This window comes from Sphingomonas sp. BL-S-28 (assembly GCF_055521515.1).
In genome coordinates this window covers 447,501-473,863 of record NZ_CM145484.1, presented here as the reverse complement: position 1 = coordinate 473,863, position 26,363 = coordinate 447,501, and the positions used below count along the sequence as shown (strand labels likewise).

Here is a 26,363-nt window from a genome sequence, read left to right as displayed (position 1 = left end):
GCGGGCGGCCACGATCAATCGAGCCCCAGTGCCGTGCGAATCGCGCGCCAGGAGACCAGCTTGAAGTTCTGCGCATGGGGGGCGTTATCGCCGTCCTGTGCGACCATCAGACCATCGGGATAGGTCGGGCCGAAGTCGCCCAGCGCGATCTCGATGCCGTCGGTTTCGCTGGTGCCGCCGATGGTGCCGCCATTGATGCGGAAGCGGCCGGCGGGCTTGCCGGTGCCGAGGTCGAACACGGCATAGGCGCTGTCGCCCTGACTCGACGCGACCAGCCAGGCGCGGCCGCCATCTTCGCGGGCGACTGCAAGGCCCTCTACATCGGCGACGAGGCCGTCCTGCTCACCCACGCGGGCGAATGCTTCGGCAACCAGCTTGTCGCCGGCCAGCGGCACTTTCCAGATGCCCACGTCCTCCTCGGCGACGAACAGCACTTTGCCGGCATCGTCGACCACGCACCCTTCTGACTGCGTGGCGAACTTCACGAGGCGCACATAGTCGGGCACGATTCGCCCGTCGCGTTCGATCAGCCGGCTTTCGGCCACCGATCCGTCCTTCAGCACGACATAGGCGCGGGCCAGTTCGCCTTGCGCCAGCGCGCCGCCCATGCAGAAGCCATAAGCCTCTGCCGGAGCGTGGCCGGCGGGCAGGAACGTCTCCGCGCCCAGCGCGGTCAGTTTGCCGGTGGCGCCGTCGAGCGTGAACAGCGCGATGCGTGGTTCGGCCCGGTCGGTGCGATCGCTGGCGCCGACCAGGATGGTCGTCCCGCCCGCACGGCGCACTTCGCGCAAGTCCACGTTGTTGAGCGCGCCTGCCGCCGCATAGTCGCGCACCTTGCCGTCGAGCCCGTAGACATAGAGCCCGGCCTTCTTGTCGGTGCCGAGTACCAGACTGGCGGCCGGATTGCCGGCATTGCGCCAGATCGCCGGATCGTCGGCGGCATCGGCATTGGCGGTGCCGACGGGTTGGGTCTCACCTGCGGCGGGTACATCGATCGCGGGAAGGCGCGGGGCGGGCGCCGTGGCGGTGGTCGCGCAGCCGGATAGCATGAGGGCCGGGAGCAATGCTCCCAACCCCGTTCCCTGGCCCAGCCTCACGGCATAGGCGATGTTCGTGAAGGCAGCCTTCATCAGAAGGTCACCTTCGCGCCGAACTTCACGGTCGGGCCGTATTCCTCGTACTGCAGCAGGCGCTTGTCGCCCGCGTAGTTCTGATAGGCGTAGAACTTGGCGTTGTTCACGTTCACCCAGTCCGCGAAAAGGCGCACATTTTCGCTGACCTTGAACTTGGCCGAAAGGTCCAGCTGGAAGTGCTGGTTGACGATGCGGTCCTCATCGGCCGCGCCGCCGATTTCGTCCAGAAACTTGTCGCGGAAGGTGCCGGCGGCGCGCAGGCTGATCGGGCCCTTCTCGTAACCCAGCACCACGTTGAAGGTATTCTTCGACGATTGCGGCAGCGAGATGCGGCGGGCGACCCCGTCGTCGTCGAACACGGTGCCGCGGGTATAGGTATAGGTATAATTCAGCTGCGTCAGCAGGCCGTCGAACGGAGCGGGCAGCATGGTGAATGCCTGGCTGTAGCTTGCCTCCAGCCCGACGACCGTCGCGGTATCGCCGTTCTCCGGAATGCGCAGTTCGGTGTAGTCTACACCGTTGAACGTGCCCTCATCGCTGGAGAAGGCGTTGTAGGTGTAGTCCTTGATCGACTTGTAGAAACCGTTGACCGACACCGCGCCATTGCCGGCGAAGTAGTAGTCGAAGCCCGCGTCGAAGTTCCATGCCTGATAGGGCTTGAGGTAGGGGTTGCCGAATTCGGCCTCGCCATCTTCGTTGATGCTGTAGCGCGGCGCGAGATCGGCCAGCTTGGGGCGGACCACCGTCTTGTAGCCGGCAGCGCGCGCGATCAGGTTGCTCTGCGGGTTCCAGCGCAGGGTCAGGCTGGGCAGCCAGTTGGTGTAGTGGCGCTGGTAGGCGACCGGCGAGACGTCGACGATGGTCACGTCGTCGCCATCCACTTCCTCTTCGCTGACGGCGACGAGGTTGCCTTCCATCTTGTTGTAGGTGCGCTCGACGCGGACGCCGCCGATCACGCGCAGGGTGGCGGAATCCCACCGGCCCAGCAGGTAGCCGGCAGTGATGTCCTCACGCACCGAATAGTCGCTGGTGGAACTGTCGATCAGGCTGTCGGTCTCGTTGAATTCGAAACCGTCCTGATTGGCGAGGTAGAAGTCGGCCGAGCCGGTCTTGCTGGCGACCGGGCCCATGTCGAGCAGGCGGTAGGTCTGCTTGCCCAGTACGTCCGCCAGCGTGTAGTCGCCGTCATAACCGTCGAACCGGCTCATGTTGAAGTCGTAGGACTTCTTGCGCCAGCGCGCCTTGACGCCGCCCTGAATGGTGAAATCGCCATTGTCGCCAGCGAAAGTGCGGGCGAGGTCGGCCTTGGCGGCCCATTCCTCGTCCTGGCTGTTCGACAGGGTGGTCAGTTCGAGACGGTCGAATTCGTAGGCCGAAGCGTCGTTCACCGAAGCGCCGCCGCTGGCGATCGAGTAGGCCGGGAAGTATGTGTTCGCATTGTCGACATCGATGACGACGCCCGAGCCATCCTCGAAATCGGCGGCGAAGCGATTGGGATCGAGCGAGAAGGTCTCCTTCTCGGTCGACTTGGCATAGCTGCCCTGCCAGTTGAACTTCCACACGCCGGTGTCGGTGTCGCTGCCGATGGCGACCGAGCGGATGCGCTGGCGTTCGAAGCGGTCCTTGAGGTCACGCTCGATCGTGAGGTCGTTATCCTCGGTATCGAACGAGGCGGTGCCGCCGCTTACCGAGCTGGGGCCGTCATCCTCGAAATCGCTGAAATCGAACGTGGTGCGGCGGCGATATTCGTGATCGTCGAACTGTGCCCAGTTGCCGCGGATATAAGCCGAAGTCGTGTCCGAGGCGCGCCAGTCGAGCGAGAGCGCGGCGTTGATGCGGGTGCGCTCCACGTCGTAGTCGCGGTATTCCAGGCTCTGGACCCAGGCGTTGCCGTTCTCGTCGGTCGTCCAGTCGGACGCTTCGACGTTGTCGGTCTCGAACTTGCGCTTGTAGTAGCTGACCGAGCCGGCGATGCCGAAATTGTCGCCCAGATGCTGCGAGAAGTCGAACGAGCCCTTCGGTGTGACTTTGCCCGAATAGTCGTTCCAGCTGCCTTCGGCGCTGACCGAATAGCGGTCCTTCTTGCTGTCGAACGCGCTGGTGGTCTTGATCTCGATCGAGGCGCCGATGAAGTCGCCGTCCATGTCCGGGGTGAAGGACTTCTTCACTTCGATCGATTCGATGGTGTCGGAAGAAACCACGTCGAGCGCGACCTGGCGCACGTCCGATTCCGGCGCGGGCAGGCGCACGCCGTTGAGCGAGGTGGAATTGAGGTTCGGGTCAAGCCCGCGCACCGCCACGAAGCGGCCTTCGCCTTGGTCGTTCAGGATGTTGATGCCGGGCAGGCGGCGCAGCGATTCGGCGACGTTCTGGTCGGGGAACTGGCCCACCGCGTCGCGCGTCAGCACCGAGACCACACCGTCTGCCGCCTTCTGGCGCGACAGCGCGCTCGACAGGTTTGCCGATTGGCCGACCACGAGGATGTCACCGCCGCCGACGGCCGGGAGATTGAAGTCCCCCGCGATGCGGCCGGTTGCCGGCACCGTCACCGAATGGGTCGTGACTTCCGCACCGACGTAGCGGGCTTCCAGCGTGTAGGCACCGGCGGGCACGTCGCCGAAAATGAACTGGCCGGCGCGGTCGGTCTCGACGGAGCGATTGAGCTCGACGATGCGCACCGATGCGGACTGCAAGGGGCGTGCGCCGGTTTCGTCATGAACGCTGCCGGAGATTTCGCCTGCCTGGGCGATCGTGGCGAATGAGGCAGAGGCGAGCAGCCCCGCAAGGAGGCGCATGGAGGACGTCATTAGAGGCAAACCCCTGTTGCTTCGAGGAATTGGGGCCGCCTCTAGGTATGTTCGATGACAGTTTTGTGCTGCTGGAATGGCAGTTTTGTGACTTTGCCCTACTGCAGCAATCGGGCAACAGTATACGATCCGCAGGCGCGAATCCGCCTCACAAGGCACACATTCCAAATATGTAAGGGGAGGGGAATGGTGCTGCTGGGGAGGATTGAACTCCCGACCTCGTCATTACCAATGACGCGCTCTACCACTGAGCTACAGCAGCGCCTGATCCGAAGGCCTTTCAGCCAGCGCTTCAGCGCTTGCCCACGGCGACCCGGGGCAGGGGCGCGCTAATGTCCGTGACCGAAGCAATTGTCAAGCGGTGCTTGCGCATTCTTTTTCGGAAGGCCATTCCGCGGGGGACAGAACGGCCTCGGAAAGACGCATTCGCCATGACGCAGCCCCAGCAATCCCGCGAGGAAAGGCTTGCCGCCAAGCTTCGCGAAAATCTTCGCCGCCGCAAGGTGCAGGCACGCGCTTTCGATGCCGCGATGCAGGACCCGGCTGGCGTGACTTCCGAATCGGAAACTGCCGATACGCCTGCCAGTGAAAAAGACGCTGCGAATGGAGGCGAAATCGAATCGGGCGCTCTTTCCAAATCGACGCCGGAAAGCTAGGGGCTGCGCCCAGACATATCGTTCAGTCTGCCAAGAGGCGTTCCCCGCCGGAGCGCCGATGAGCCCGGGAGTATGCCTTGCCTCGCCTGATCCTCGTCCGCCACGGCCAGAGCCAATGGAACCTTGAAAACCGCTTCACCGGCTGGTGGGATGTCGACCTGACCCCGCTGGGTGAGGAAGAGGCCCGCGCCGCCGGCACGCTGCTCAAGGAAAAGGGCATTGCGCCCACCGTCGCTTTCACCTCGCTGCAGACCCGCGCGATCCGCACGCTGCATCTGGCGCTGGAAGCTGCCGGCCTGCTGTGGATTCCCGAGACCAAGGACTGGCGCCTGAACGAGCGTCACTATGGCGGCCTCACCGGCCTGAACAAGGCGGAGACCGCTGCCAAGCATGGCGAGGATCAGGTGAAGATCTGGCGCCGCAGCTTCGACACGCCGCCGCCGGTGCTGGAGAAGGGCAGCGAGTTCGATCTTTCGACCGACGCGCGTTACGCCGGGATCGCCGTGCCGCAGACCGAAAGCCTGAAGGACACCATCGCGCGCGTCCTGCCTTACTATCAGGGCTCGATCGTGCCGCACCTGAAGGCGGGCGCCGACGTGCTCGTGTCCGCGCACGGCAATTCGCTGCGCGCGCTGGTGAAGCACCTTTCGAACATTTCGGACGACGAGATCACCGGTCTGGAAATCCCGACCGGCCAGCCGATCGTCTACGAACTGTCGGGCGATCTGGCGGTGGTCGATCGCTACTATCTCTCGGAGCGCTGAGATGACCGCACCTGTCCCGGTCGCCATCATCATGGGCAGCCAGTCCGACTGGCCGACCATGGGCAAGGCCGCCGAGATGCTGGACAAGCTGGGCGTCGCCTACGACGCCCGCATCGTCTCCGCCCACCGCACGCCCGAGCGTATGGTGGACTTCGCCAAGGGCGCAGCGGACGAAGGCTTCAAGGTGGTGATCGCCGGCGCCGGCGGCGCTGCGCATCTGCCGGGCATGGTCGCCGCGCTGACGCATCTGCCGGTGCTGGGCGTGCCGGTGCAGTCCAAGGCGCTTTCGGGGCAGGACAGCCTGCTCTCGATCGTGCAGATGCCGGCCGGCATCCCGGTCGGCACGCTGGCTATCGGCGAAGCGGGCGCGGCCAATGCCGGCCTGCTGGCCGCCGCGATCCTGGCCACCACCGATGAGGCGCTGGCGCAGCGGCTCAAGGCTTTCCGTGCCGCGCAGACCGAAAGCGTGGCAGTCCGTCCTTCCTGATATATCGAGTAACGGCGTCATGATTCCCCCCGGCGAAACCATCGGCATTCTTGGTGGAGGCCAGCTTGGCCGGATGATCGCGATGGCGGCAGCGCAGCTTGGCTATCGCTGCCACATCTACGCGCCGGAGGCCGATTCGATCGCCGCCGAAGTCAGCGCCGCGTTCACCTGCGCCGCCTGGGACGATGCCGAGGCGATGGCGAAGTTCGCCGCCGACTGCGCCGTCGTCACTTACGAGTTCGAGAACGTGCCCGTCGCCCCGCTGGCGGCGCTGGGCGATGTGCCGCTGCTGGCCCACGCCCGCGCGCTGGAAACCGCGCAGGACCGGCTGAACGAGAAGCGCTTCGTCACCGAACTGGGCGGCACCCCCGCGCCGTTCTTCCCGGTCGATACGGCCGAGGATCTGGCCGCCGCGATTGCCGAGATCGGCACGCCCGGCATCCTCAAGACCCGGCGCGACGGCTATGACGGCAAGGGCCAGTGGCGGATCATGAAGCCGGAAGATGCCGAAGGGCTCGACCTTCCGGCGCAGGCGCTGATCTACGAAGGTTTCGTCACCTTCTTCGCCGAATTCTCGGTGATTCTGTGCCGCGGCATCGATGGCGACATCCGCTATTTCGATTCGGCCGAGAACGTGCACGAAAGCGGTATCCTGTCGCTCAGCACCGTCCCGGCGTCGTCCGCGATTCTCGAACAGGTTCCCGCCGCGCGCGCGCTGGCGGCGAAAGTGGCCGAGGCGCTCGATTACGTCGGCGTGCTCACGCTGGAATTCTTTGCGACCGACAATGGCCCCGTGTTCAACGAGATGGCGCCGCGCGTGCACAATTCGGGGCACTGGACGATCGAGGGCGCCGTCACCTCGCAGTTCGAAAATCACGTGCGCGCGATCTGCGGGCTGCCGCTTGGCAGCACGGAACTCGCCGCCGATGCGGTGGAAATGCGCAACCTGATCGGCGATCAGGCGCATGACTGGTCGACGATCCTTGCCGATCCGGCCAATCACCTCCACCTTTACGGCAAGGCCGCGGCTCGCCCCGGTCGCAAGATGGGGCACGTGACGCGCCTCTCTTTCGGGCAGGACTGACCGGCGACTTGGCGCAGGATATCTTCCTTATCTACGCACGCGCCGAAAACGGCACGATCGGGCGCGACGGGGCCTTGCCCTGGCGCCTGCCGGCCGACCTCAAGCGGTTCAAGGCGTTGACGATGGGAAGGCCCATGATCATGGGCCGCAAGACGTTCGACAGTTTCCCCGCGCCGCTGCCCGGCCGCCGCCACATCGTGCTGACCCGCGATGAAGCATGGCAGGCCGAAGGCGCCGAAGTCGCTCACAGGGTGGACGAAGCGCTGGATCTTGCCGGTCAAGGTGAGATCGCGGTGATCGGCGGGGCGGAAATCTACGGCCTCTTCGGAGGCATTGCGACCCGCATCGAACTGACCGAGATTCATGGGGACTATGAAGGTGATACTTTCATGCCCCGGCCCGGCAGCGAATGGTACGAGACTGCCCGCGAAGAGCATGCGGCGGACGGCGAACGCCCCGCCTATGCTTTCGTGACGCTCGTGCGCGACCTATAGGCCCGAACCGACATGATTCGCCTCGACAACCGTGAGCCCTTTCCCGAAGACATGCGCGGCGCCGTGCTGGCGCTGGGCAATTTCGACGGATTCCACCTCGGCCATCAGGCTGTTGTCGGCGAGGCGATCCGCTGGGCCCGCGCCGAAGGGCGCAAGGCGATCGTCGCCACGTTCGATCCGCATCCCGTCCGCCATTTCCAGCCCAACGCGCAGCCGTTCCGCCTGACCACGCTGGATCAGCGGCAGGAACTGTTCGGCGAAGCCGGCGCGGATGCCATGTTGGTGTTCCATTTCGATGGCGCGATGGCCGGCATGCATGCCGATCAGTGGATCGAGCAGATTCTGGCCGGGCAACTGGGCGTGGCCGGGGTCGTCACCGGCGACGATTTCACTTTCGGCAAGGCGCGCAGCGGCAACCCTTGCGTGCTCAAGGAGGTGGGCGGCCGGTTCGGCATCGAATCGCGCGCGGTGGGCGCGGTGTTGGATAATGGCCTGCCGGTCAGTTCCAGCCGTATCCGCGAGGCGCTGCAGGCCGGCGATTGCGAAACCGCCGCGCGTTTGCTGACGCGGCCTTTCGCCATTCGCGGCCATGTCCAGCATGGTGACAAGCGCGGCCGGGTGATCGGCTTCCCCACCGCCAATCTCGACATGGCGCACTACTTGCGCCCGCGTTACGGCATCTATGCGATTACCGGCCATCTGCCCGGCGGCCGCACGGTGATCGGCGCGGCGAACATGGGCATTCGCCCGACGTTCGATCCGCCCAAGGAGCTGCTGGAGCCGCATTTCTTCGATTTTTCCGGCGATCTCTACGACCAGGAAATCGAAGTGGCCTTCCACCACTATCTGCGCGGCGAGGCGAAGTTCGATTCCATCGATGCCCTCAAGGCGCAGATGGCGCTCGACTGCGATCGCGCTCGGGAACTGCTCGCCAACCTCGTGTAAGATTGGGCAGCGGTCCAGCAAATCCTTACCGGATTTGAATAACCCGGCTGGAATGCCTATGTCGGCTCGGTGCAAGTCGAGCCTCCGACGACGCCCCCGATGACGCCTGAGGCGCGACGGCGGGCAGCCTTGCTCTGGCGCGAAGGGCGTGGGCCGCGTATTCCGCGTCCCAACCTGACCGCGCGGCCGTTCGTGATTGTCCGCCGGGTGATCGAAGGAACCTGGGAAGACGGCTTCATCCACGCCGGCAATCTGGCCTACATGACGATCGTGGCGCTGTTTCCATTCTGCATTGCAGTGGCCGCGATCTATTCGGCAGTGGGTGAGCAGGGGCAGCTCGATCAGTCGATCAATGCGCTGCTTCAGGCCCTGCCGCTGCGGGTGCAGGAGGAACTGGCCCCGGTCGCGCACGACGCGGTGCGGGCGCGCCATGGCTGGCTGCTCTGGATCGGCGGGCTGCTGGGCGTGTGGACCGCGACCAGTCTGGTGGAAACCATCCGCGACATTCTCTATCGCTCCTATGGCATCACGAAGAGACGCGCGTTCTGGCGCAACCGGCTGGTATCGGGCGGGCTGATCTTCGGCGCGGTGTTGCTGATGCTGCTTTCGCTGTCCTCGCAAGTGTTCCTCTCGCTGATCGTGGACGTTCTGCTGGAACTGTTCCCCCGCCTCGGCCGGTTCAATTATCAGCTGGCGATGTCGCGGGTGGTGACGGCGGGAACGCTGTTCGGTTCACTTTATACGCTGTTTTACATGCTCACGCCCTCCCGATACCAAGGGAAGGGCTTCCCCAAATGGCCGGGGGCTGTATTGGTGACGACGTGGTGGCTCGCCACCGCTTTGGCCCTGCCCAGAGTGTTGCGCAATTTCATCGCTTACGATCTGACTTACGGAAGCCTTGCCGGAGTGATGATCGCGCTTTTCTTTTTCTGGTTTGTCGGACTAGGGATGGTTGCGGGCGCCGAACTCAATGCGGCCCTTACCGTCAGTCCCGAGGAGCAGGAGATGCTCGCGGGGCGAAAAGGCGGCAACGGCGGAATCCTGAACAGGGCCGCCGAGAACAACGAAGCACAGGAAGAACGAGAATGACCGGTCTGATGCAGGGTAAACGTGGCCTGATCATGGGCCTTGCCAATGACAAGTCCCTGGCCTGGGGCATCGCGAAGAAGCTGCACGAACACGGCGCGGAACTGGCCTTCTCCTATCAGGGCGAAGCGCTGGCCAAGCGCGTGAAGCCGCTGGCGGAAAGCCTGGGCAGCGATTTCCTCATCGATTGCGACGTTTCCGATATGGCGGCGCTGGACGGGGCGTTCGAAACGCTGAAGGCGCGCTGGGAAACCATCGACTTCGTCGTCCACGCCATCGGCTTTTCGGACAAGAACGAGCTGCGCGGCAAATATGTCGATACCAGCCTCGACAACTTCCTGATGACGATGAACATCTCGGCCTACAGCCTGGTCGCCGTCGCCAAGCGGGCGGAACCGATGATGCGTGAGGGCGGATCGATCCTGACGCTGACGTACTACGGCGCCGAAAAGGTCGTGCCGCACTACAATGTCATGGGCGTTGCCAAGGCCGCTCTCGAAACCTCGGTGAAGTATCTCGCCAACGATCTTGGCCCGCAGAACATCCGCGTGAACGCGATTTCGGCCGGCCCGATCAAGACGCTGGCTGCCAGCGGCATCGGCGATTTCCGCTATATCCTGAAGTGGAACGAGCTGAACTCGCCGCTGCGCCGCAACACCACGATCGAGGATGTCGGCGGTTCGGGCCTCTATTTCCTCTCGGACCTGTCTTCGGGCGTTACCGGCGAAGTCCATCATGTCGATTCGGGCTATCACCTCGTCGGCATGAAGCAGGAAGACGCGCCGGATATCGCGCTGAGCTAAATCGCGCGAAGAAAGCCCAGCTATGCAAAAAGGGCCGGAGGAACGATCCTCCGGCCCTTTTTTGTGTCTTGGTACCCTGCTTGTTGGGTGCTTACTTTGGCTGCGGCAGCGGCGCGTCGGTCTTTCCGGCAGCGTTTTCGGCCGCATCCTGCTCTGCAGCCTGACGCTTCTGTTGTTCGAAGTAGGCCTTTTCCGCCTCTTCCACACGCTTCTGCTGTGCGGCGGCATCGGCGTCGATCGTCGACAGGCGCTTCTCACGCTCGGCAGCGATCAGTTCGCCGAAGCGGACTTCCGAACCGTTGGCGCGTTCCGAATAGGCCTGGTTGATCAGCTTCTGGGTGCAGCCCGATGCGCCGCCGGGGCCCACGGGCGAACAACTGAGATTGCCGAAAGCGCCAACCGTCTCATAGGCCTGGACCTTGTTGTTCCATGCCTGCGAGGTGGGCGAATCGATGCCGCGCAGGGGCTCGGGGATGCGATAGCGCTCCGATTCGGCCTTGCGCGCGCACACGGTGATCTCTGCGTCCGAGGATTGGGGGCAGGGATCGTCACCGTAGATGATCAGCTGGTTGACCTTTTCACCCCCGCTGGAAGCGGGCTGATCTTCCTGTGCGGCGGCGGACGGCGCCCACCCGGTCAGGCCCCCGGTGAGACCTAAGCCCATAATGGCGATCGCAGCAGCAGTGGTCTTGAGGGGCGTCATCGGAATTGCTCCAGTCGATAATACGTCGCACGGCGGATGATAGGGCGCGCACCGCTTGAATGGTAGCTTAAGCACAGCCCCTGGCCACAAGGCAAACGGCCGGTCGGATCAATATAACGCCTGAAATTCAGATTCTTTCCGAAAGCTTGATAGCCACGCGGCAGCCCATGCGGATGGCGTTGAACAGCAGCGGATAGGCCGGTGCACGTTCGGCCCCGGCGGCCAGCGCGGCATCCCGGTGTTCGCGTTCCTCGTCGCGGAACTGGCGGATCACGTCGCCCAGTTCGGGATCGTCGTTGCCCAGTTCCTCAAGCTGTTCGGTGTAGTGGCGGTCGATCTCGGTCTCGATCGCCGCGGTGCAGGCCATCGCCGCTTCCGGCCCGATCAGCGCTGTGGCGGCGCCCAGCGCATAACCGGCCACCGACCAGACCGGCTGGAGCAGGGTGGGGCGCACGCCCCGTTCGGCGATCATCCGGTCGAACCGGGCCTTATGCTCGGCCTCCTGCTCGGCCATGCCGGCGATCTCGGTGGAGAGCGGCGCGCGGGCGCCCATGACCGCCATTTGCCCGGCATAGATCTGCACGGCGCCATATTCGCCGGCCTGATCGACCCGGATCATGCGCTCGGCCCTGGAGGATGTCATGACGTCAGGCCCTTGATGGTGGAAGCGGAAGGATTGCTGCGGCCGATCAGGCCGAAGATCGCCAGCGCGCCCAAGGTGGAAAGCAGGAAGTTGAAGCCCGCCAGCGATACGCCGCCCAGCGTCCAGGGGGCGACGTCGCAGCGGATCAGCGGCGCGGCCATGATCGCCGCCATCGGATCGGTGCCGGCGGCAAAGGGGCTGGCGGTGCAGGCGGTAAAGCCTTCCCACCAGCCGTATTCCACGCCGGCGTGATAGCCGCCGATCAGCCCGGAACTGAGGATGCCCAGCGCCGCCACTGCCACCAGCGGGCGCACCGGGCGCCAGAAGAAGGCCAGCGCCGCAAACGGCAGCGCGAACATCTGGCCATACCGCTGCCACCAGCACATTTCGCAAGGGTGCAGGCCAAAGCCGTACTGGCTGATATAGGCGCCGCCCAATGCGATCACGGGAATAGCCAGCGCAAGCAGGCGGGCGGCGCGCAAGGATGCGGCAACGGGGACGGTCATTGCGGAAGCCTTCAGTTCTTGCCCGGTACGGCCGGCGTGGCGGCCGTGGCGAGCGCGGGCTTGCCGGCGGTGCGGCGCAGCGTGTCGATCGCGTAGCTGAGCTGGAAGTCGGTGACGCCCCGCTTCTTCAGATCCTCCGCGCTGACCTTGAAGCGCGGATCGTCGGCCTTGTCCTTTTCCAGTTCCTTGTCGTCCAGCGCCGCCTCGTTGATCAGGTGGCTGCGCAAGTCGGATTCGCGCACGGCGCGCTCGGAGCGGGCGCGGGCATCGGGATCGGACAGCTGCGGCACCTTGATATCGGGCACGATGCCGCCTTCCTGCACCGAATGGCCGGAGGGCGTGAAGTAGCGCGCCGTCGTGATCTTGATCGCGCTCTCCTTGTCGAGCGGGATGTACGACTGGACCGAGCCCTTGCCGAAAGTGCGATCGCCCATGATCACGGCGCGGTGCAGATCCTGCAGCGCGCCGGCGACGATTTCGGAGGCCGATGCGGAACCGGCGTCGACCAGCACGACCAGCGGCATGCCCTTGACGACATCGCCCTTGAACACGGTTTCGGCGCGGTAATACTGGTTTTCGCTGGCGATGCGGCCGCGCTGCGAAACGATCGTGCCGTGATCGACGAACAGGTCGGACAGGGCCACGGCCTCATCCAGCGAACCGCCCGGATTCGAACGCAGGTCCAGCACCAGCCCGTCCAGCTTGGTGCCCTTCTTGGCGGCCTGCAGCTTCAGGTCGGCAATGCCCTTGTTCACGAAGTTGCCGACATCGCGCGAGAATTCGTTGACCGAGATGACGCCGACGTCGTCCTTCAGTTCCCAAGTCACCGGTTCCAGCTCGATCACGCCGCGCGTGACGGTGACGTCGAACGGCTGGTCGCGGCCCTGGCGGAAGATCGTCAGGCGGATGGAGGTGCCGGCCGGCCCGCGCATCTTGTCCACCGCCTCGTCCAGGTCGCGCTCATAATAGAGCACGCCGTCCAGATGGGTGATGTAGTCGCCCGCCTTGATCCCGGCCTTTTCGGCGGGGCTGCCCTTGAACGGCGAAACGACCTTCACGGCGCCGTCGTCTTCCACCACGGAAAGGCCAAGGCCGGTGTAATTGCCGTCGATCATCGTTTCCAGCCGCTGCTTGGCGGGGCCGTCGAGATAGTTGGAATGCGGGTCCAGGCTGGCCAGCATGCCGTCGATCGCGCCCTTCAGCAGCTTATTGTCATCGACCGGATCGACGTAGTTGGCCTTGACCAGCTGGTAGATGGTGAAAAGCTTCTGGAATTCGCGCCCGGCATCGCTGTCGACGGCGGCCAGGCCGGAGGTCGCGGCGGGCAGTACGGCGACGGCGGAAACCAGCAGAGTCGCGCGGATAATCGAAACGAACTTGGTAGAGCCAAACTTCATCGGGCTGGGTCGCCTCTCGTGTATCGCGTTCGGCCCCGGGCACTAGCGGCACCGGGGGTATTTTTGACCATCATGCTGCGAAGGCCAATCACCAGCGCATAGTACCGGGGCGGGACGGCAATTGCCAGCGCGTCATGCTTACAGCGAGCGGACATATTGCAGCGGATTGACGGGGACGCCGGCATGGCGAAGCTCCACCTGCACGCGCGGATCGCCGGGGCCGGTTTCGCCCAGCGGCGATCCGGCGACGATAGTGTCGCCCACCGCAACGTCCAGCAGCGAAAGCCCGGTCACCAGCGAGGTCCAGCCGCCGTCGTGCTCGATGATCACAATGCGGCCGAAGCCGCTGTAGGAACCGGCATAGGCTACCCGTCCCGGCGCGGGAGCGACGATCTGGGCATGGGCACGCGTCGCCAGCGACAGCCCGCGCGATGGTGACTGGCCCGGCAGCACTTCGCCAAAGCCGGTGACGACGCGGCCGGTTACCGGCAGCATGTAACTGGAAAGCCCCTCGGGCGGGGCATCGAACCGGGACGCCTCGATAATACGGGCATCCTCGGGCCGGTCGGGCCGCATTATCGGCCCGGGCAGGGCGGAAAGCTGATCGCGCAGCGCACCTTGCCGGCCCATCTCGTCCACCAGATCGCCAAGGTCTCGCGCGGTTTCGGCCAGCGCCAGCGCGTGTTCCGCCTCGCGGGCGGCAATGCCAGTGGCCTGGCGGCTGGCCAGCCGCTGGCGGGTTTCCAGCACGGCGAGCTGGCTACGCCGTTCGCGCATCTGGTTTTCGGTCGCGGTCAGATCGGCGCGGGCGGCCAGCGCCTGCGTTTCCAGCGCCCGGCCGCGTTCGATTTCCGCCCGCAGTCCGGCAGTGCGCCGCTGGACTTGCGGCAGCATGGTATCGAGCAGCGCGCGCAGATAGACCGCATCCTGCACCGAACCGGGCCGCAACATGGCCAGAATCGGCGGGCGCCGGCTCAGCAACTGCAGCGAACCGGTCAGCCGCGCGAGCGGGGCCTGTCGCACCGCCAGCCGCTGGCGCAGCGCCGTGCGCTGCGAGGCGATCAGGCGCAATCTGGCCTGCTGCGCGGCGATGCCGGCTTCGGTCTCCTGGATGCGCGCAGCGACGGCGGCGGCTTCGCGCGCGGTCTTTTCCGTCTGTTCGCTGACGTCGCGGGCCTTTTTCTCCAGCGCTTCCGCGCGAAGGCGGGTCATCTCGCCCTCGCGCCGCGCGGCGATCATGTCCTGCTGGGCCTGTGCGGCGTCGGCGGCGGGATCGAGCACGGCCAGCGCGCCGATCTGGCCGATACCGGGGCCCGAAAGCACGATTGCCCCTGCCGCCAGGGCGGCAGAGGCAATCAGGATCGTGCGGTTGCGCGGGCTCACGAAGGCGTGCCTAAAGCACTGCGAGTCCCGCGCAAAGAGGGAAACCGGAGGAATGCTCCGGCATTATTTTTAGCCGGTGCGGCGGACGGCGCCCTTGTGCGCGCCCACGCCCTTGGCGCCGCGCGGACGGAAGCTGCGCTTGCGCTCACCCTGCTCCTCGCCACCACGATCACCACGCGGCGCGTCCTGACGCGGACGATCGTCACGACGGCGGTCGTCGCGGCGCCCATCGTTACGGTGACCGTCGTTACGGTGACCGTCGTTACGCTGCCCATCATGGCGCTGACCATCGCGGCGACTATCGCCGTCACGACGCTCGCCGCGCGGCTGCTGGCTGCGGTTGCCGCCGCCATTGCCGCCGCGCTTGCCCTGACCGCTATTGCGGCCGTTGCCCTGCGGTGCGGCCGGGGCGCTGCGCGAAGGCGCGGGAAGGCGCGAAGCCTGCTTTTGGAAATCTTCCGGCAGGCCGAGCGCGGCCAGCTTTACGCGGGTCAGCTTCTCGATATCGCGGATGTAGGGCTTCTCGTCCGGCGCGACGTAGCTGATCGCCACGCCGTCCGCGCCGGCGCGCGCGGTGCGGCCGATGCGGTGGACGTACTGCTCGGCCACGTTCGGGATTTCGAAGTTGTACACGTGGCTGACGCCGCTCACGTCAATGCCGCGCGCGGCGATGTCGGTCGCCACCAGGATGCGGATGGTGCCCTGGCGGAACCCGCCCAGCGCGGCGGTGCGCTGGGCCTGGCTCTTGTTGCCGTGAATCGCGGCGGCGGGGATGCCGGCGGCGACGAGGTGGCGGACGACACGGTCTGCACCGTGCTTGGTGCGGGTGAACACCAGCGCGCGGTCGATGGCGCCATGTTCTGCCTTCTCGGCAGCGTCTTCGGCCAGACCGGCGCGCAGGCTGAGCGTCAGCAGCGCCTGCTTTTCAGCCTGGTTGATGAAGGTGGCGTACTGTTCGACACGCTCGGCCGTGGTCGACTGCGGAGCGACTTCGACCTTGACCGGGTTGTTGATGAACTGCTTGCCCAGCTCGGCGATCGCCTGCGGCATCGTGGCCGAGAAGAACAGGCTCTGGCGCGTCTTGGGCAGCAGCGCGGCCACGCGCTTCAGCGGCTGGATGAAGCCCAGGTCCATCATCTGGTCGGCCTCGTCGAGCACGAAGATCTCGACATGGCGCAGCGTCAGCGCGCGGCTGTCGATCAGGTCGAGCAGGCGGCCGGGCGTGGCGACCAGGATGTCGGTGCCACGCTCAAGAGCACGGGCCTGCTTGCCGGCGGGCACCCCGCCGAACACGCACTGGACGGAGAGATTGAGGAACTTGGCATAGCCGCGCATGTTCTCGGCGATCTGCGCAGCCAGTTCGCGCGTCGGCGACAGCACCAGCATGCGGCAGCCGGCGTTCTGGCGCGGCTTGGGATCGTTGGCGAGGCGGTGCAGCGAAGGCAGCGAGAATGCGGCGGTCTTGCCGGTGCCGGTCTGGGCAATGCCCAGAATGTCGCGACCTTCCAGCAGTGCCGGAATGGCCTGACGCTGAATCGGCGAGGGATCGGTGTAGCCCTTGGCGGAGAGCGCACGGAGAATCGGCTCGGCCAGACCAAGTTCGGAGAAATAGGACATAAGTCACTTTCACAAGCAGCCCGGGCGCGCGGATAGGAAAAGGCGCGCGGAGCTAGGTGTCGTTTCGGGCGACCCTGCGTGAAGAAGGAAGCTGGTTCAGGGGCAACCGCTCGTCCGGGCCGGTTCAGGCGTTGACGCCGGAAACCTCACGCTGCTCTCGGATTGCGGCGGGAAAATGGACCCCACGCGCCGGTTGCTTGGCGTGCATTTAGGGTGTGGCTGGGGAAAACGCAAGAAAATTACGTGTCGGGGGAATCGGAAGGCACCGCGGGCGAGCCGTCGCAATCCCGGCGTTACCCCTCTGCACCCCATTGCAGGGTTTGCGGATCGCCCAGCGTCACCAGCCGGCGCAGCGCCGCGCGGGCAAGGCGCTCCGTCTCCACCTTGCGGCGCGCGGCGGCCAGTTGGTGGAGCGGGGCGGGCCGCAGAATCTCGGCATCGTAGCCGTCGGCCACGATCACGCCGCAGCGTTCGGGCAGGAACAGTTCGGTTTCCAGCGGTGCGCGGTCCAGCGAGGGGGGCAGGGCCCAGTAGTACCGGTCGCAATAATCCAGATAGTCCGTCCACTTGCCGTCACCCAGCAGATCGGCGCGGCTCACCTTGATCTCGACGATGATGACATGGCCCTTGGCGTCCACGCCCATCAGGTCCGCCCGCCGGCCGCAGCGCAGGGGCATTTCCGTCAGGCACCAGATATCGTTGCGGGCGAACAGGCGCCCGACACCGCGCGTTACGTCGGCTGCGGTAATCGGCGAAAGGGGGGAATCGACGTCGGCCATGCCCCATCATAGGAACATAGCAAGAACTTTCAAGTCGATTGGCGTGGCGGTATCATCAGGTTCAGGGCGTCGGGCGGCGCAAGCGCGACCATGGCATCGCGCGCGGCGACGAATTCCTCCCACAGCGAACGCGCGGCGGCACGCGGATCGGCCCCGCGATCGAGCGCGGAGAGCAGGGCGCAGAGACCGGGCTCCATGATTGCGGTCAGATCGTCGATGCCCTGTTCGGCCAGCTTGCACCGCCATCCGCCCGCTTCGCGCATGATGGCCGGGAAAGCGCGTGCTTCAAGGCTGGGGCTTTGGTCATCGGCCCCGGCGATGGCGGCGACGACTTGCCCTGCCTGGTGGAGTGCTGCCCATTTCATGGCGATGGCGCCCAGTGCTGCAGGGGCAGGCTCCTCAGCGGGTTGCGGCCAGGAAGCGACATAATCGGGGGTGCCATAGTTATCGGCGCCATAGTCACGCGCATCATAATCGCCGGCGTCATAATCGCTAGGGGCGGCCCCAGCCTCCGCCCAGCTTTCGTCCGAGGTGAAACCCGTCGCGTCCATGTCCGATTCGATAGCCGAAAGCCTATTGCGAATTTACTAACTCGGCATCCGGCGCATATTTTCCCGTGGACTGTCGGGCGATAGCCACATTTGTCTCTGGCAACGCCGGCGATGCTCTGCTAGTCGCCCCGGCACTGCACCCGTAGCTCAGCTGGATAGAGCGCTGCCCTCCGAAGGCAGAGGCCACAGGTTCGAATCCTGTCGGGTGCGCCATTTCCTCCGGAAATGGCTCCCCTCATTCAAGATCCGTTCGAACTGTGTTCGAACAGGTGCGCCATTTCTCCCCAATCATCGGCTATTCACGCGGCCACGGCCAGATCCGCGCCGCTGTGGAAGCGCGCGCGGTAGTCTCCCGGCGTCAGGCCCAGGATGCGGTGGAAGGTGCGGCGGAATGCGGTGGCATCCTCGTAACCCACGGTCCAGGCGATCTGGTCGATCGGACGGCGGGTGAATTCCAGCAGTTCCCGCGCCTTGCCGATTCTCAGGTGCTGCACGTATTCGATCGGCTTCATGCCGGTGGCGCTCTTGAAGCGGCGTTGCAGCGTGCGTTCTTCCAGCCCGGCCTGCTGCGACATCTCCGCAAGGCTGGTCGCCCGGCTGGCGCGCGATTGCAGCCAGTGCTGGACTTTCAGGATCGCCTCGTCGCCGTGGGTAAGGCGGGGGGCGAAGCTGGAATAGTGGCGCTGTTCGCGCCCGGCGGGATCGATCAGCAGGAACTTGGCCGTCTCGATCGTGACGGTGGGGCCCAGCAGGCGGTCGACGAGCCGAAGGCCAAGGTCGGTCCAGGCCATCAACCCGCCGGCGGTGATCAGGTCGCCATCCTCGATCACGATGCGGTCGGCATCGACCAGCACTTCGGGAAAGCGTTCCTGCAATTCGCGGGCGAAAAGCCAGTGCGTGGTCGCCGGGCGTCCATCCAGCAGCCCGGTGGCGGCAAGGATAAAGGCGCCGCCGCAGGTCGAGGCGAGGGTGGTGCCGCGCGCGTGGCGGTCCAGCAGCCAGCGGGCGTAGGGTGCGGCCTCGTCGCGGTCGGCGGGGCCGGTGAGGCGGCCGGGGACGATCAGCACGGATGGCTCACCCGGTTCATCGGGAGCGGTGTCGTGGCAGCGGCGGAACACGCCGTCCTCACCCCGTTCCCAGTGGCTGACGCGCAGGGCCGGGCCGCCGTTTCGGGTCGAGAAGTGCGAGGCGATGGCGAACAGGTCGGTAATGCCGTGGACCATGGCCATCTGGCAGCCCCGGTAAAGCATCAGACCCACTTCGCGCCCACCTGAAACTGACTGCATTGCAGTTGCCGGATTCATCGTCACACGCACTCCGTCCCAGCCGAATGTCGGAATCGGCCTGCTCAATGTCGTTTGCGACAATCCTGGGCCTCGGGCGGGGAGCGTATCTCTTGTTTCATCCAAGGCAAGGAGGGCGCGCAAAGGGCGCTCTTCAGGGAAGCAGGACGCAGACGATGAGCACGATCACCACCAGGGACGGAACCCGCATCTTCTTCAAGGACTGGGGTAACAAGGACGCCCAGCCCATCGTCTTCTCGCACGGCTGGCCGCTGTCTGCGGATGCCTGGGACGTGCAGATGGCGTTCTTCGCCGATCGGGGCTTTCGCACCATCGCCCACGACCGCCGCAGCCATGGCCGTTCGGACCAGGTCTGGAACGACAACACCATGGATCAGTATGCCGACGATCTGGCCGAGCTGATCGAGACGCTGGACTTGCGCGACGTCATTCTGGTCGGCCACTCGACCGGTGGCGGCGAAGTCACCCGCTACATCGGCCGCCACGGCACGGCGCGCGTCGCCAAGGTGGCGCTGATCGGTGCGGTGCCGCCGTTGATGCTGAAGACCGAGGCCAATCCCGGCGGCCTGCCGATTTCCGCCTTCGATGCGATCCGTAAGGGGACGTATCAGGATCGCAGCCAGTTCTTCTACGATCTCACGCTTCCCTTCTACGGCTATAACCGCGATGGGGCGACGGTCTCCGAAGGCGTGCGGCGCGAGTTCTGGCGGCAGGGGATGATGGGCGGCCTGAAGGGCCAGCTCGATTCGATCCGGGCCTTCTCCGAAAGCGACTTCCACGCCGATCTGGCGAAGTTCGATGTGCCGACGCTGGTGCTCCATGGTGACGACGACCAGATCGTGCCGATCGGTGCCGCCGCGCTGGAAACGGTGAAGATCGTCAAGCAGGCCGTTCTCAAGGTATACGAGGGCAGCAGCCACGGACTTACCCAGACCGAGGCCGACCGTTTCAACGCCGATCTTCTCGACTTCATCCGCAACTGAACCCCGGACGCCCGGCGGCAGTGATGATCGCCGGGCTCCTTTCGAAAAGGAGTAATGTGATGAACGCCAAGACTTACCTCGTCACCGGCGCGTCCGACGGTATCGGTGCGCTCTATGCCGATCGCCTCGCCCGCCGTGGGCACGACCTGATCCTGGTTGCCCGCCGCAAGGACAAGCTCGCCGATCTGGCCGCCCGGCTGGAGGCTGAAACCGGCGTCTCGGTCGAAGTGATCGGCGCCGATCTCGCCAAGGCGGAAGACCTGTTGCACGTGGAACAACGGCTGCGCGATGACGCGGCGATCGTCGGCCTCGTCAACAATGCCGGCATCGCCAACGAAGGCACGATCCTGGAGGCCGATGCCGATTACCTGTCGGGCATGATCGACCTCAATATCCGCGCCGTCACCCGGCTGTCCTCGGCGATCGCGCCGCGGCTGGCGGAGCGGGGCCCAGGACACGGCGAAATCGGGACGATCATCAACGTTACTTCGGTCACCGCGCTGATGCCGGAGGCGTTCACGGCGGTCTATCCCGCAACCAAGGCCTATGTCCTCGCCTTCAGCGAGGCGCTGGCTGCCGAACTCGGGCCCAAGGGCGTGCGCGTGCAGGCGGTGCTGCCGGGGATCACCCGCACCGCGATCTGGACCGAGGAGAAGATGGCCGCGCTGCCCGCGCACATGGTCATGGAGGCGGACGACATGGTCGATGCCGCATTGACCGGGCTGGATATGGGCGAGACCGTGACGATCCCCGCCTTGCCCGACATGGCGCAGTATGAAGCCTATATCGCCGCGCGCACCGCGCTGCGCCCCAACCTGTCGCTTGCCAAGCCCGCTGCGCGTTACGGCGCGGTCATGGCCAACTGAGGAGAGCGTGCCATGATCCCTTCCACCACTATATTAGGCCTCACGCTCGCGCAGTTCACTGCGCTCCACGTCGCGATCAGCCTGGTGGCGATTGCGAGCGGGATCGTGGTCATGCTGGCCTTCGCTGCCGGACGCTACAGCATCGCCGGGCTCTCCGGCCTGTTCCTGATCACCACGGCGGCGACGACGCTGACCGGCTTCCTGTTTCCCTTTCATGGAGCGACGCCGGCCTTCATCACCGGCGTCGTCTCCACCCCGGTGCTGGCAGTGGCCTTCGCCGCCTATTACGGGCGCAAGCTGCGGGGCAGGGCGGCCGCGACGTATGCGGTGGCGGCCAGCATAGCGCTTTACCTCAACCTGCTGGCTTTCGTGACGCAGGCTTTCCTGAAGATCCCGCCGCTGCATGCACTGGCCCCTTCGGGCACCGAGCCGCCGTTCCTGGTCGCGCAAGTGCTGACATTGGCGGCGATGATCGCGGTGGGAACCCTGTCTTTCCGCGCCGCCCGCCGCATCTGAATCGCAACCACAATCCATTGCAATTTTGCCCGCGAGGATCGCCTGATCCGCGCGGGCAAAATGTTTCCACCGAATTCCCAACCGCAATGGCTGACAAAGTGCGAATCGTCCCTTTCGCCCGCTTGCAAGGGGCTCACGCGTTGAGGCATGACAGTCGCGTGCTTTCGCAGAAAACCCGCTATGCCATCCGCGCCATGCAGCACCTTGCCGATCACTACGGGCAAGGTCCCATCCAACTGGCGCAGATCGCGGAAGCCCAGAACATCCCCGCCAAGTTCCTGACCACGATCCTGTCCGAGCTGACACGCTTCGGCATCGTTGACTCCCAGCGCGGCAAGGATGGCGGATATTGGCTGGCGGTGGCCCCGGTCGACATCACCTATGGCGACCTGATCCGCATCATGCGCGGATCGCTGGCGCTAGTGCCCTGCGCCAGCCGCTTCGCACACGAGAAGTGCAAGAATTGCCTGGAAGAAGGCGATTGCCGCACCCGGGCCCTGATGTTGGAAGTGCGTGATCGCACTGCCGATCTGTTGGACGGCATCCGCCTGTCAGACCGGATCGATCCGGTTCCCGCGCAGGCAGAAGACGAAGCCGCCTGACCGCGCTTCGGCGGCCATTCGCGGTCACCGTTTTTTGGCAGATTTCAGCAGTTTTCGTTGGATTTCAACGCGTGGGCCGCCGGCTTCTTTGCCCACCTCTACCCCTTTTGGATCGTATCGGACGCCAAGCCATCGCTTCAGCGTAAATAGATTTTGTTTTGCCGCGAATGCGAGAAACTTTCGGATAGGGGTATTGTCAACTTTTTAGGTTGAGAATATCAGTACCTCAGGCGGTGCAAAGCGCCGCACTCGGAGGAAGATTCGCAATGGCTCAACCGTCAACGGATACCCAGCGATCGGGACTTCACCTTTCCAGGGACTCCGAGGGCTCGAACTCCAAGGCGGCCCCGCTTCAGGTCGTCGCCGATGCTCTCGACAGGATGCGCTACGGCGTCATCCAGATGACAGTCCACGATGGAAAGCTGGTCCAGCTCGACATCACCGAACGAAAGCGCTTCGCTTCCTAAGCGCGCGCATCGACACCGGATTCTGACCAAAACCAATAACCGATTGCCCATAACCGACTGCCGCCAAGCAGACCGGACCACCGGATGTGAGGCCCTCGAATAGCGACCATTCGCACCGCGACATATTCAAGGGGGACTTCATGAGAAGACACATCCGCGGGCCGCTTCCGGCTCCGCTTCCGCTCGCCTGCCTTTCGTTCACGCTGCTGCTGGCTGCAACGCCGGCCCTCGCGGAAGAAGCGCCGGCACCCGTTGCTGCCACGGCCGACGCCGAACAGGAATCGCCCACCTCGGTCGGCACCGGCGCCCATGACCGCGGCGGCGAGATTCTCGTCACTGCGCGCCGCCGTCAGGAATCGAGCCAGGAAGTGCCGCTGGCGATCTCGGTCGTGGGCGGCGAACACCTTGATTCCACGGGGGCCTTCAACGTCGGCCGGCTTCAGCAGCTGACGCCCACGCTGCAGTTCTATTCGTCGAACCCGCGCAACACCGCCGTGAACATCCGCGGCCTCGGCGTGCCGTTCGGCCTCACCAACGACGGTATCGAGCAGGGCGTCGGCATCTATATCGACGACGTCTACAACTCGCGTGTCGCCTCGGCCACGTTCGACTTCCTCGACGTTGCCCAGATCGAAGTGCTGCGCGGCCCGCAGGGTACGCTCTACGGCAAGAACACCACGGCCGGCGCGATCAACATCACCACCAATCAGCCAACCTTCGATTTCGAAGGCAAGGCCGAGGTGTCGGTCGGCAATTACAACTTCAAGCAGGCCAAAGTCGCCGTTTCGGGCCCGCTCACGGATAATGTGGCGGTCCGCATCGCGGCTTCCACCACCGATCGGCGTGGCACCATCTACAACGTGACCACCAACCAGTGGATCCAGAGTCAGGACAATATCGGCCTGCGCGGGCAGGTGCTGTGGAAGCCCACGGAGGATCTGGCGATCACTTTTGCCGGTGACTATTCCACGCAGGACGCCAATTGCTGCGGCTCGGTCTATGTCGGTTACGGCCCCACCCAGCGCGCCGCCAACCGCCAGTATCCGGCGCTCGCTGCCGCGCTTGGCTATGCGCCGCCCAGCACCAACCCCTACGATCGCCTGACCGACCTCGACACGCCGCTCAAGGCGAAGAACAAGATCGGTGGCGCCTCGGTGCGCGTGAAGTGGGATGTGGGCCCGGGCACGCTGACCTCAATCTCGGCCTGGCGCTTCTGGGACTGGAACCCGTCGAACGACCGCGACTTTACCGGCCTGCCGATCGTCGCGCTGTCGCAGAACCCGTCGCAGCAGGACCAGTACACGCAGGAACTGCGCTACAACTACAGCGGCAAACACTTCGATTTCGTGGTCGGCGCCTTCGGCTTCTACCAGCGGATCGATACGCAGGGCACCGAATCGCAGGGCGCGGCGGCCAGCCGCTGGAACATCAATCCGGGCACCGTCGCGCAAGTCCCGCCGGGATCTTCGGGCTGCGGCCCCAGCGCGGCGAACCAGCTGGCCTGCAACCCTGCAGTGCTCAACGGACTGGTCGCCTACAATACGCAATATCTGAAGAACACCAGCGCCGCGCTGTTCGGGCAGCTCAGCTGGCACATCACGCCGGAACTGACCGTGCAACCGGGCGTGCGCCTGAACTACGACAAGAAGGACGGCTACTACCAGCGCCGCGTGTTCGACGGGCAGGGTAACGAACTGCTGCTGGGGCAGGCGTCCTACACGGCAACCCAGACTGCGCAGCTGGCGATCTATACGCCGCAGGAAATCTCGCCTGAGTTCAGCGACTGGAACTTCAGCTACGACTTCAACGTCAGCTACAAGGTCACGCCGGACATTCTCGTCTATGCGACGTATGCAAAGAGTTTCAAGTCGGGCGGCATCAACCAGAACGGCGTGCCGGTCGATGCGCAGAACAACCCGATCCTTGCGGCGCAGACGGTGAAGCCGGAATCGGTCCACAACTACGAGGCGGGCATCAAGACCCAGTTCTGGGATCGCCGCGCGACCTTCAACCTGTCGATCTTCCGTTCCGACATCGGCAACTATCAGGCTAACGTCACCAACGGCCAGTACGGCGTGCTGCGTGGCTACCTCGCCAATGCGCAGGAAGTGCGCTCGCAAGGCGTGGAGTGGGACTTCTCGGTCCGCCCGAGCGAACGCTTCAACGCTTACGTCAACGGCGCCTATACCGACGCGACCTACCGCAAGTTCACCGATGCGCCGTGTCCGCCGGAACTCTCGGGCGGCACGGTCGTCACCGGCACCCAGGTCCCCGGCGCCGCTGGAACGCCGGGTGCGCTGAGCCCGGCCAACTGCGATATCTCCGGCCAGCGCCTGCCGGGCGTGTCGAAGTGGACGTTCTCGTTCGGCTTCGAGGCGAATACCCCGGTCACCCTGCTGAAGCAGGAGGGTGAGGTCTACTTCGGCTACGACGGCAGCTATCGCTCGAACTTCTCGTCCAACCCTTCGCCTTCGGCTTATACCTGGATCGACGGCTACAGCCTGTCGAACTTCCGCCTGGGCTTCCGGACGGAGAGCGGCTTCGATATCTATGGCTGGGTACGTAATGCCTTCGATCAGAACTACATGGATCAGCTGTTCGTCGGCCCGGGCAACACCGGCCTGATCGCCGGCCTTCCGGGTGACCCGCGCACCTGGGGTGGCACGATCCGTTACAACTTCTGATCCCATTCACGGAACAGGGAGGACAACCTCATGTTCGATCTCGGAATCGGCCTCGACGATTTCCTGCCTTTCGTCATCGTCGGATTTGCCGCGCAAGTCATCGATGGTGCCCTGGGCATGGCCTTCGGGGTGATTTCCCAGACGATGTTGGTCAGCGTGCTCGGGATGGCGCCGGCGGCGGCATCTGCGAGCACGCACCTCGTCGAAATCTTCACGACCGGCGCATCGGGCGCGAGTCACATCCTCCACCGCAACGTCGATTGGGGCCTGTTCAAGCGACTGGTCCCCTTCGGCGTGGCGGGCGGCGTTCTCGGCGCTTACGTGCTGTCGAACATCGATGGCTCGGTCGCTCGACCCTACATCATGCTCTACCTCACCGGGATCGGCTTCTATCTGCTGGTGAAGGCGATCCGCATGAGACGGCCGCGCTTCGAGGATCCGCGCATGACTCGCCCGCTGGCAACTGTGGGCGGCTTCCTCGATGCCGCCGGTGGTGGCGGCTGGGGGCCGGTCGTCACCTCGAACCTGCTGGTGCAGGGCGGAGACCCCGTGAAGGTGATCGGCACAGTCAACACGGCTGAGTTCCTGCTGTCGCTGTCGATCTCGATCTCGTTCATCGCCACATTGGGAGTTGCGGCATTCAGCGTCGCGACGGTGGGCATGATCGTCGGCGGCGTGATCGCGGCTCCATTCGGAGCCTACCTTGCCAAGCGCGTGGCACCACGCGTGTTGCTGTTCGCAGTGTCGTTGGTGCTGATCGCCACCAGCATGTTCAGCATCGTGAAGGCCTGGCATCTCGTTCCAGGCATGTGAATCGGGTGAAAGCGCAGAAAACCGTCCCTCTCGGCGAGCCGATTCGCCGAGGGCGGAATCCGACCCAAAGCGAGCATGCCCTGAAACCCTCGGAAATCTGCCAAAATTTAGAAAAAAGACGTTTTTTTGAAAAAGGTGTGTTGACCGAATCAGAGGTGGGTCTTAGAGGGCCTCTCACCGCAGCGGAACACACGGTTCTCCGCCGCTGAGGTCGCCAACATAGACGGGCAACATGCTCCTCGAGATAGAAATCGAGGAAGGCTAGTTGTCCGGGTTTTTCGTCGGCGGGA

26 protein-coding genes and 2 tRNA genes are annotated in these 26,363 nt (G+C 64.8%); 16 read left to right on the top strand and 12 right to left on the bottom strand.

Features of this window, described 5'->3' with window-relative positions; translation table 11 throughout:
• Nucleotides 1-14: 14 nt before the first annotated feature.
• The 3 genes from ACZ1JC_RS11010 to ACZ1JC_RS11000 all read right to left on the bottom strand — a co-directional run bounded on the left by ACZ1JC_RS11010 (nt 15) and on the right by ACZ1JC_RS11000 (nt 4,202).
• Complete coding sequence (locus ACZ1JC_RS11010) at nt 15-1,130, bottom strand: phytase (RefSeq protein ID WP_465136825.1); 1,116 nt, start codon at nt 1,128-1,130, stop codon at nt 15-17.
• Nucleotides 1,130-3,940, bottom strand: coding sequence for a TonB-dependent receptor (locus tag ACZ1JC_RS11005; RefSeq protein WP_465136826.1), 2,811 nt, complete (start codon nt 3,938-3,940; stop codon nt 1,130-1,132). The genes ACZ1JC_RS11010 and ACZ1JC_RS11005 overlap by 1 nt, the downstream gene beginning before the upstream one ends.
• A gap of 187 nt (nt 3,941-4,127) precedes the next feature.
• Nucleotides 4,128-4,202, bottom strand: a tRNA-Thr gene (locus ACZ1JC_RS11000).
• A gap of 70 nt (nt 4,203-4,272) precedes the next feature.
• On the opposite strand from ACZ1JC_RS11000, the gene ACZ1JC_RS10995 reads away from it, so the two are divergent.
• The 8 genes from ACZ1JC_RS10995 (at nt 4,273) to fabI (ending at nt 10,259) form a co-directional block, all read left to right on the top strand.
• Nucleotides 4,273-4,596: a hypothetical protein gene (locus tag ACZ1JC_RS10995; protein ID WP_465136827.1), complete on the top strand. Its 324-nt coding sequence runs from the start codon at nt 4,273-4,275 to the stop codon at nt 4,594-4,596.
• 77 nt (nt 4,597-4,673) lie between these two features.
• Nucleotides 4,674-5,360 carry a 2,3-diphosphoglycerate-dependent phosphoglycerate mutase gene (gpmA, locus tag ACZ1JC_RS10990; protein ID WP_465136828.1) on the top strand — a complete coding sequence of 229 codons (687 nt, stop codon included), beginning with the start codon at nt 4,674-4,676 and terminating at the stop codon, nt 5,358-5,360.
• A gap of 1 nt (nt 5,361) precedes the next feature.
• On the top strand, nt 5,362-5,847 hold the full coding sequence (gene purE, locus ACZ1JC_RS10985) for a 5-(carboxyamino)imidazole ribonucleotide mutase (protein WP_465136829.1): 486 nt from the start codon (nt 5,362-5,364) through the stop codon (nt 5,845-5,847).
• 19 nt (nt 5,848-5,866) lie between these two features.
• Nucleotides 5,867-6,931, top strand: a complete 1,065-nt coding sequence (locus ACZ1JC_RS10980; RefSeq protein WP_465136830.1) for a 5-(carboxyamino)imidazole ribonucleotide synthase — start codon at nt 5,867-5,869, stop codon at nt 6,929-6,931.
• 8 nt (nt 6,932-6,939) lie between these two features.
• Nucleotides 6,940-7,425, top strand: coding sequence for a dihydrofolate reductase (locus ACZ1JC_RS10975; RefSeq protein ID WP_465136831.1), 486 nt, complete (start codon nt 6,940-6,942; stop codon nt 7,423-7,425).
• A gap of 12 nt (nt 7,426-7,437) precedes the next feature.
• Complete coding sequence (locus ACZ1JC_RS10970) at nt 7,438-8,370, top strand: bifunctional riboflavin kinase/FAD synthetase (RefSeq protein ID WP_465136832.1); 933 nt, start codon at nt 7,438-7,440, stop codon at nt 8,368-8,370.
• Between the two features lie 99 nt (nt 8,371-8,469).
• Nucleotides 8,470-9,459, top strand: coding sequence for a YihY/virulence factor BrkB family protein (locus tag ACZ1JC_RS10965; RefSeq protein WP_465136833.1), 990 nt, complete (start codon nt 8,470-8,472; stop codon nt 9,457-9,459).
• Entirely contained in the window at nt 9,456-10,259 is an 804-nt protein-coding gene (gene fabI / locus ACZ1JC_RS10960) for an enoyl-ACP reductase FabI (RefSeq protein WP_465136834.1), read from the top strand. Before ACZ1JC_RS10965 ends, fabI begins: the two co-directional genes overlap by 4 nt.
• Before the next feature lie 91 nt (nt 10,260-10,350).
• Here the strand turns inward: fabI and ACZ1JC_RS10955 are convergent, their stop codons facing one another.
• The 8 genes from ACZ1JC_RS10955 to ACZ1JC_RS10920 all read right to left on the bottom strand — a co-directional run bounded on the left by ACZ1JC_RS10955 (nt 10,351) and on the right by ACZ1JC_RS10920 (nt 17,838).
• Nucleotides 10,351-10,962: a hypothetical protein gene (locus tag ACZ1JC_RS10955; RefSeq protein ID WP_465136835.1), complete on the bottom strand. Its 612-nt coding sequence runs from the start codon at nt 10,960-10,962 to the stop codon at nt 10,351-10,353.
• Between the two features lie 127 nt (nt 10,963-11,089).
• Complete coding sequence (locus ACZ1JC_RS10950) at nt 11,090-11,605, bottom strand: demethoxyubiquinone hydroxylase family protein (RefSeq protein ID WP_465136836.1); 516 nt, start codon at nt 11,603-11,605, stop codon at nt 11,090-11,092.
• Complete coding sequence (locus ACZ1JC_RS10945; protein ID WP_465136837.1) at nt 11,602-12,111, bottom strand: disulfide bond formation protein B; 510 nt, start codon at nt 12,109-12,111, stop codon at nt 11,602-11,604. The genes ACZ1JC_RS10950 and ACZ1JC_RS10945 overlap by 4 nt, the downstream gene beginning before the upstream one ends.
• 11 nt (nt 12,112-12,122) lie before the next feature.
• Nucleotides 12,123-13,508 (bottom strand): S41 family peptidase, encoded by a 1,386-nt coding sequence (locus ACZ1JC_RS10940; protein ID WP_465136838.1) that lies wholly within the window; start codon nt 13,506-13,508, stop codon nt 12,123-12,125.
• A 138-nt stretch (nt 13,509-13,646) separates the two neighbouring features.
• Nucleotides 13,647-14,891, bottom strand: a complete 1,245-nt coding sequence (locus ACZ1JC_RS10935) for a murein hydrolase activator EnvC family protein (RefSeq protein WP_465136839.1) — start codon at nt 14,889-14,891, stop codon at nt 13,647-13,649.
• A gap of 69 nt (nt 14,892-14,960) precedes the next feature.
• Nucleotides 14,961-16,508, bottom strand: a complete 1,548-nt coding sequence (locus tag ACZ1JC_RS10930) for a DEAD/DEAH box helicase (protein ID WP_465136840.1) — start codon at nt 16,506-16,508, stop codon at nt 14,961-14,963.
• 293 nt (nt 16,509-16,801) lie between these two features.
• Nucleotides 16,802-17,287, bottom strand: a complete 486-nt coding sequence (locus ACZ1JC_RS10925; protein ID WP_465136841.1) for an MmcB family DNA repair protein — start codon at nt 17,285-17,287, stop codon at nt 16,802-16,804.
• 29 nt (nt 17,288-17,316) lie between these two features.
• Nucleotides 17,317-17,838: a hypothetical protein gene (locus tag ACZ1JC_RS10920; protein ID WP_465136842.1), complete on the bottom strand. Its 522-nt coding sequence runs from the start codon at nt 17,836-17,838 to the stop codon at nt 17,317-17,319.
• A gap of 136 nt (nt 17,839-17,974) precedes the next feature.
• Between ACZ1JC_RS10920 and ACZ1JC_RS10915 the strand changes: the two genes are divergently transcribed.
• Nucleotides 17,975-18,051, top strand: a tRNA-Arg gene (locus tag ACZ1JC_RS10915).
• Between the two features lie 86 nt (nt 18,052-18,137).
• Here ACZ1JC_RS10915 and ACZ1JC_RS10910 read toward each other — a convergent pair.
• Entirely contained in the window at nt 18,138-19,124 is a 987-nt protein-coding gene (locus ACZ1JC_RS10910; RefSeq protein WP_465136843.1) for a GlxA family transcriptional regulator, read from the bottom strand.
• Nucleotides 19,125-19,297: 173 nt separating this feature from the next.
• Between ACZ1JC_RS10910 and ACZ1JC_RS10905 the strand changes: the two genes are divergently transcribed.
• The 7 genes from ACZ1JC_RS10905 to ACZ1JC_RS10875 all read left to right on the top strand — a co-directional run bounded on the left by ACZ1JC_RS10905 (nt 19,298) and on the right by ACZ1JC_RS10875 (nt 26,073).
• Nucleotides 19,298-20,125: an alpha/beta fold hydrolase gene (locus tag ACZ1JC_RS10905; RefSeq protein ID WP_465136844.1), complete on the top strand. Its 828-nt coding sequence runs from the start codon at nt 19,298-19,300 to the stop codon at nt 20,123-20,125.
• Nucleotides 20,126-20,184: 59 nt separating this feature from the next.
• A complete protein-coding gene (locus ACZ1JC_RS10900) occupies nt 20,185-20,991 on the top strand; it encodes an SDR family NAD(P)-dependent oxidoreductase (protein WP_465136845.1) in 807 nt (268 codons plus the stop codon).
• 12 nt (nt 20,992-21,003) lie between these two features.
• Entirely contained in the window at nt 21,004-21,507 is a 504-nt protein-coding gene (locus ACZ1JC_RS10895) for a hypothetical protein (protein ID WP_465136846.1), read from the top strand.
• A gap of 158 nt (nt 21,508-21,665) precedes the next feature.
• The gene (locus tag ACZ1JC_RS10890; protein WP_465136847.1) at nt 21,666-22,109 is read left to right on the top strand and encodes an RrF2 family transcriptional regulator; all 444 of its coding nucleotides are present in this window, start codon (nt 21,666-21,668) and stop codon (nt 22,107-22,109) included.
• A gap of 266 nt (nt 22,110-22,375) precedes the next feature.
• On the top strand, nt 22,376-22,576 hold the full coding sequence (locus ACZ1JC_RS10885; RefSeq protein WP_395329831.1) for a YezD family protein: 201 nt from the start codon (nt 22,376-22,378) through the stop codon (nt 22,574-22,576).
• A 140-nt stretch (nt 22,577-22,716) separates the two neighbouring features.
• Nucleotides 22,717-25,260, top strand: a complete 2,544-nt coding sequence (locus tag ACZ1JC_RS10880) for a TonB-dependent receptor (RefSeq protein WP_465136848.1) — start codon at nt 22,717-22,719, stop codon at nt 25,258-25,260.
• 30 nt (nt 25,261-25,290) lie between these two features.
• On the top strand, nt 25,291-26,073 hold the full coding sequence (locus tag ACZ1JC_RS10875) for a sulfite exporter TauE/SafE family protein (RefSeq protein ID WP_465136849.1): 783 nt from the start codon (nt 25,291-25,293) through the stop codon (nt 26,071-26,073).
• Nucleotides 26,074-26,363: the final 290 nt, after the last annotated feature.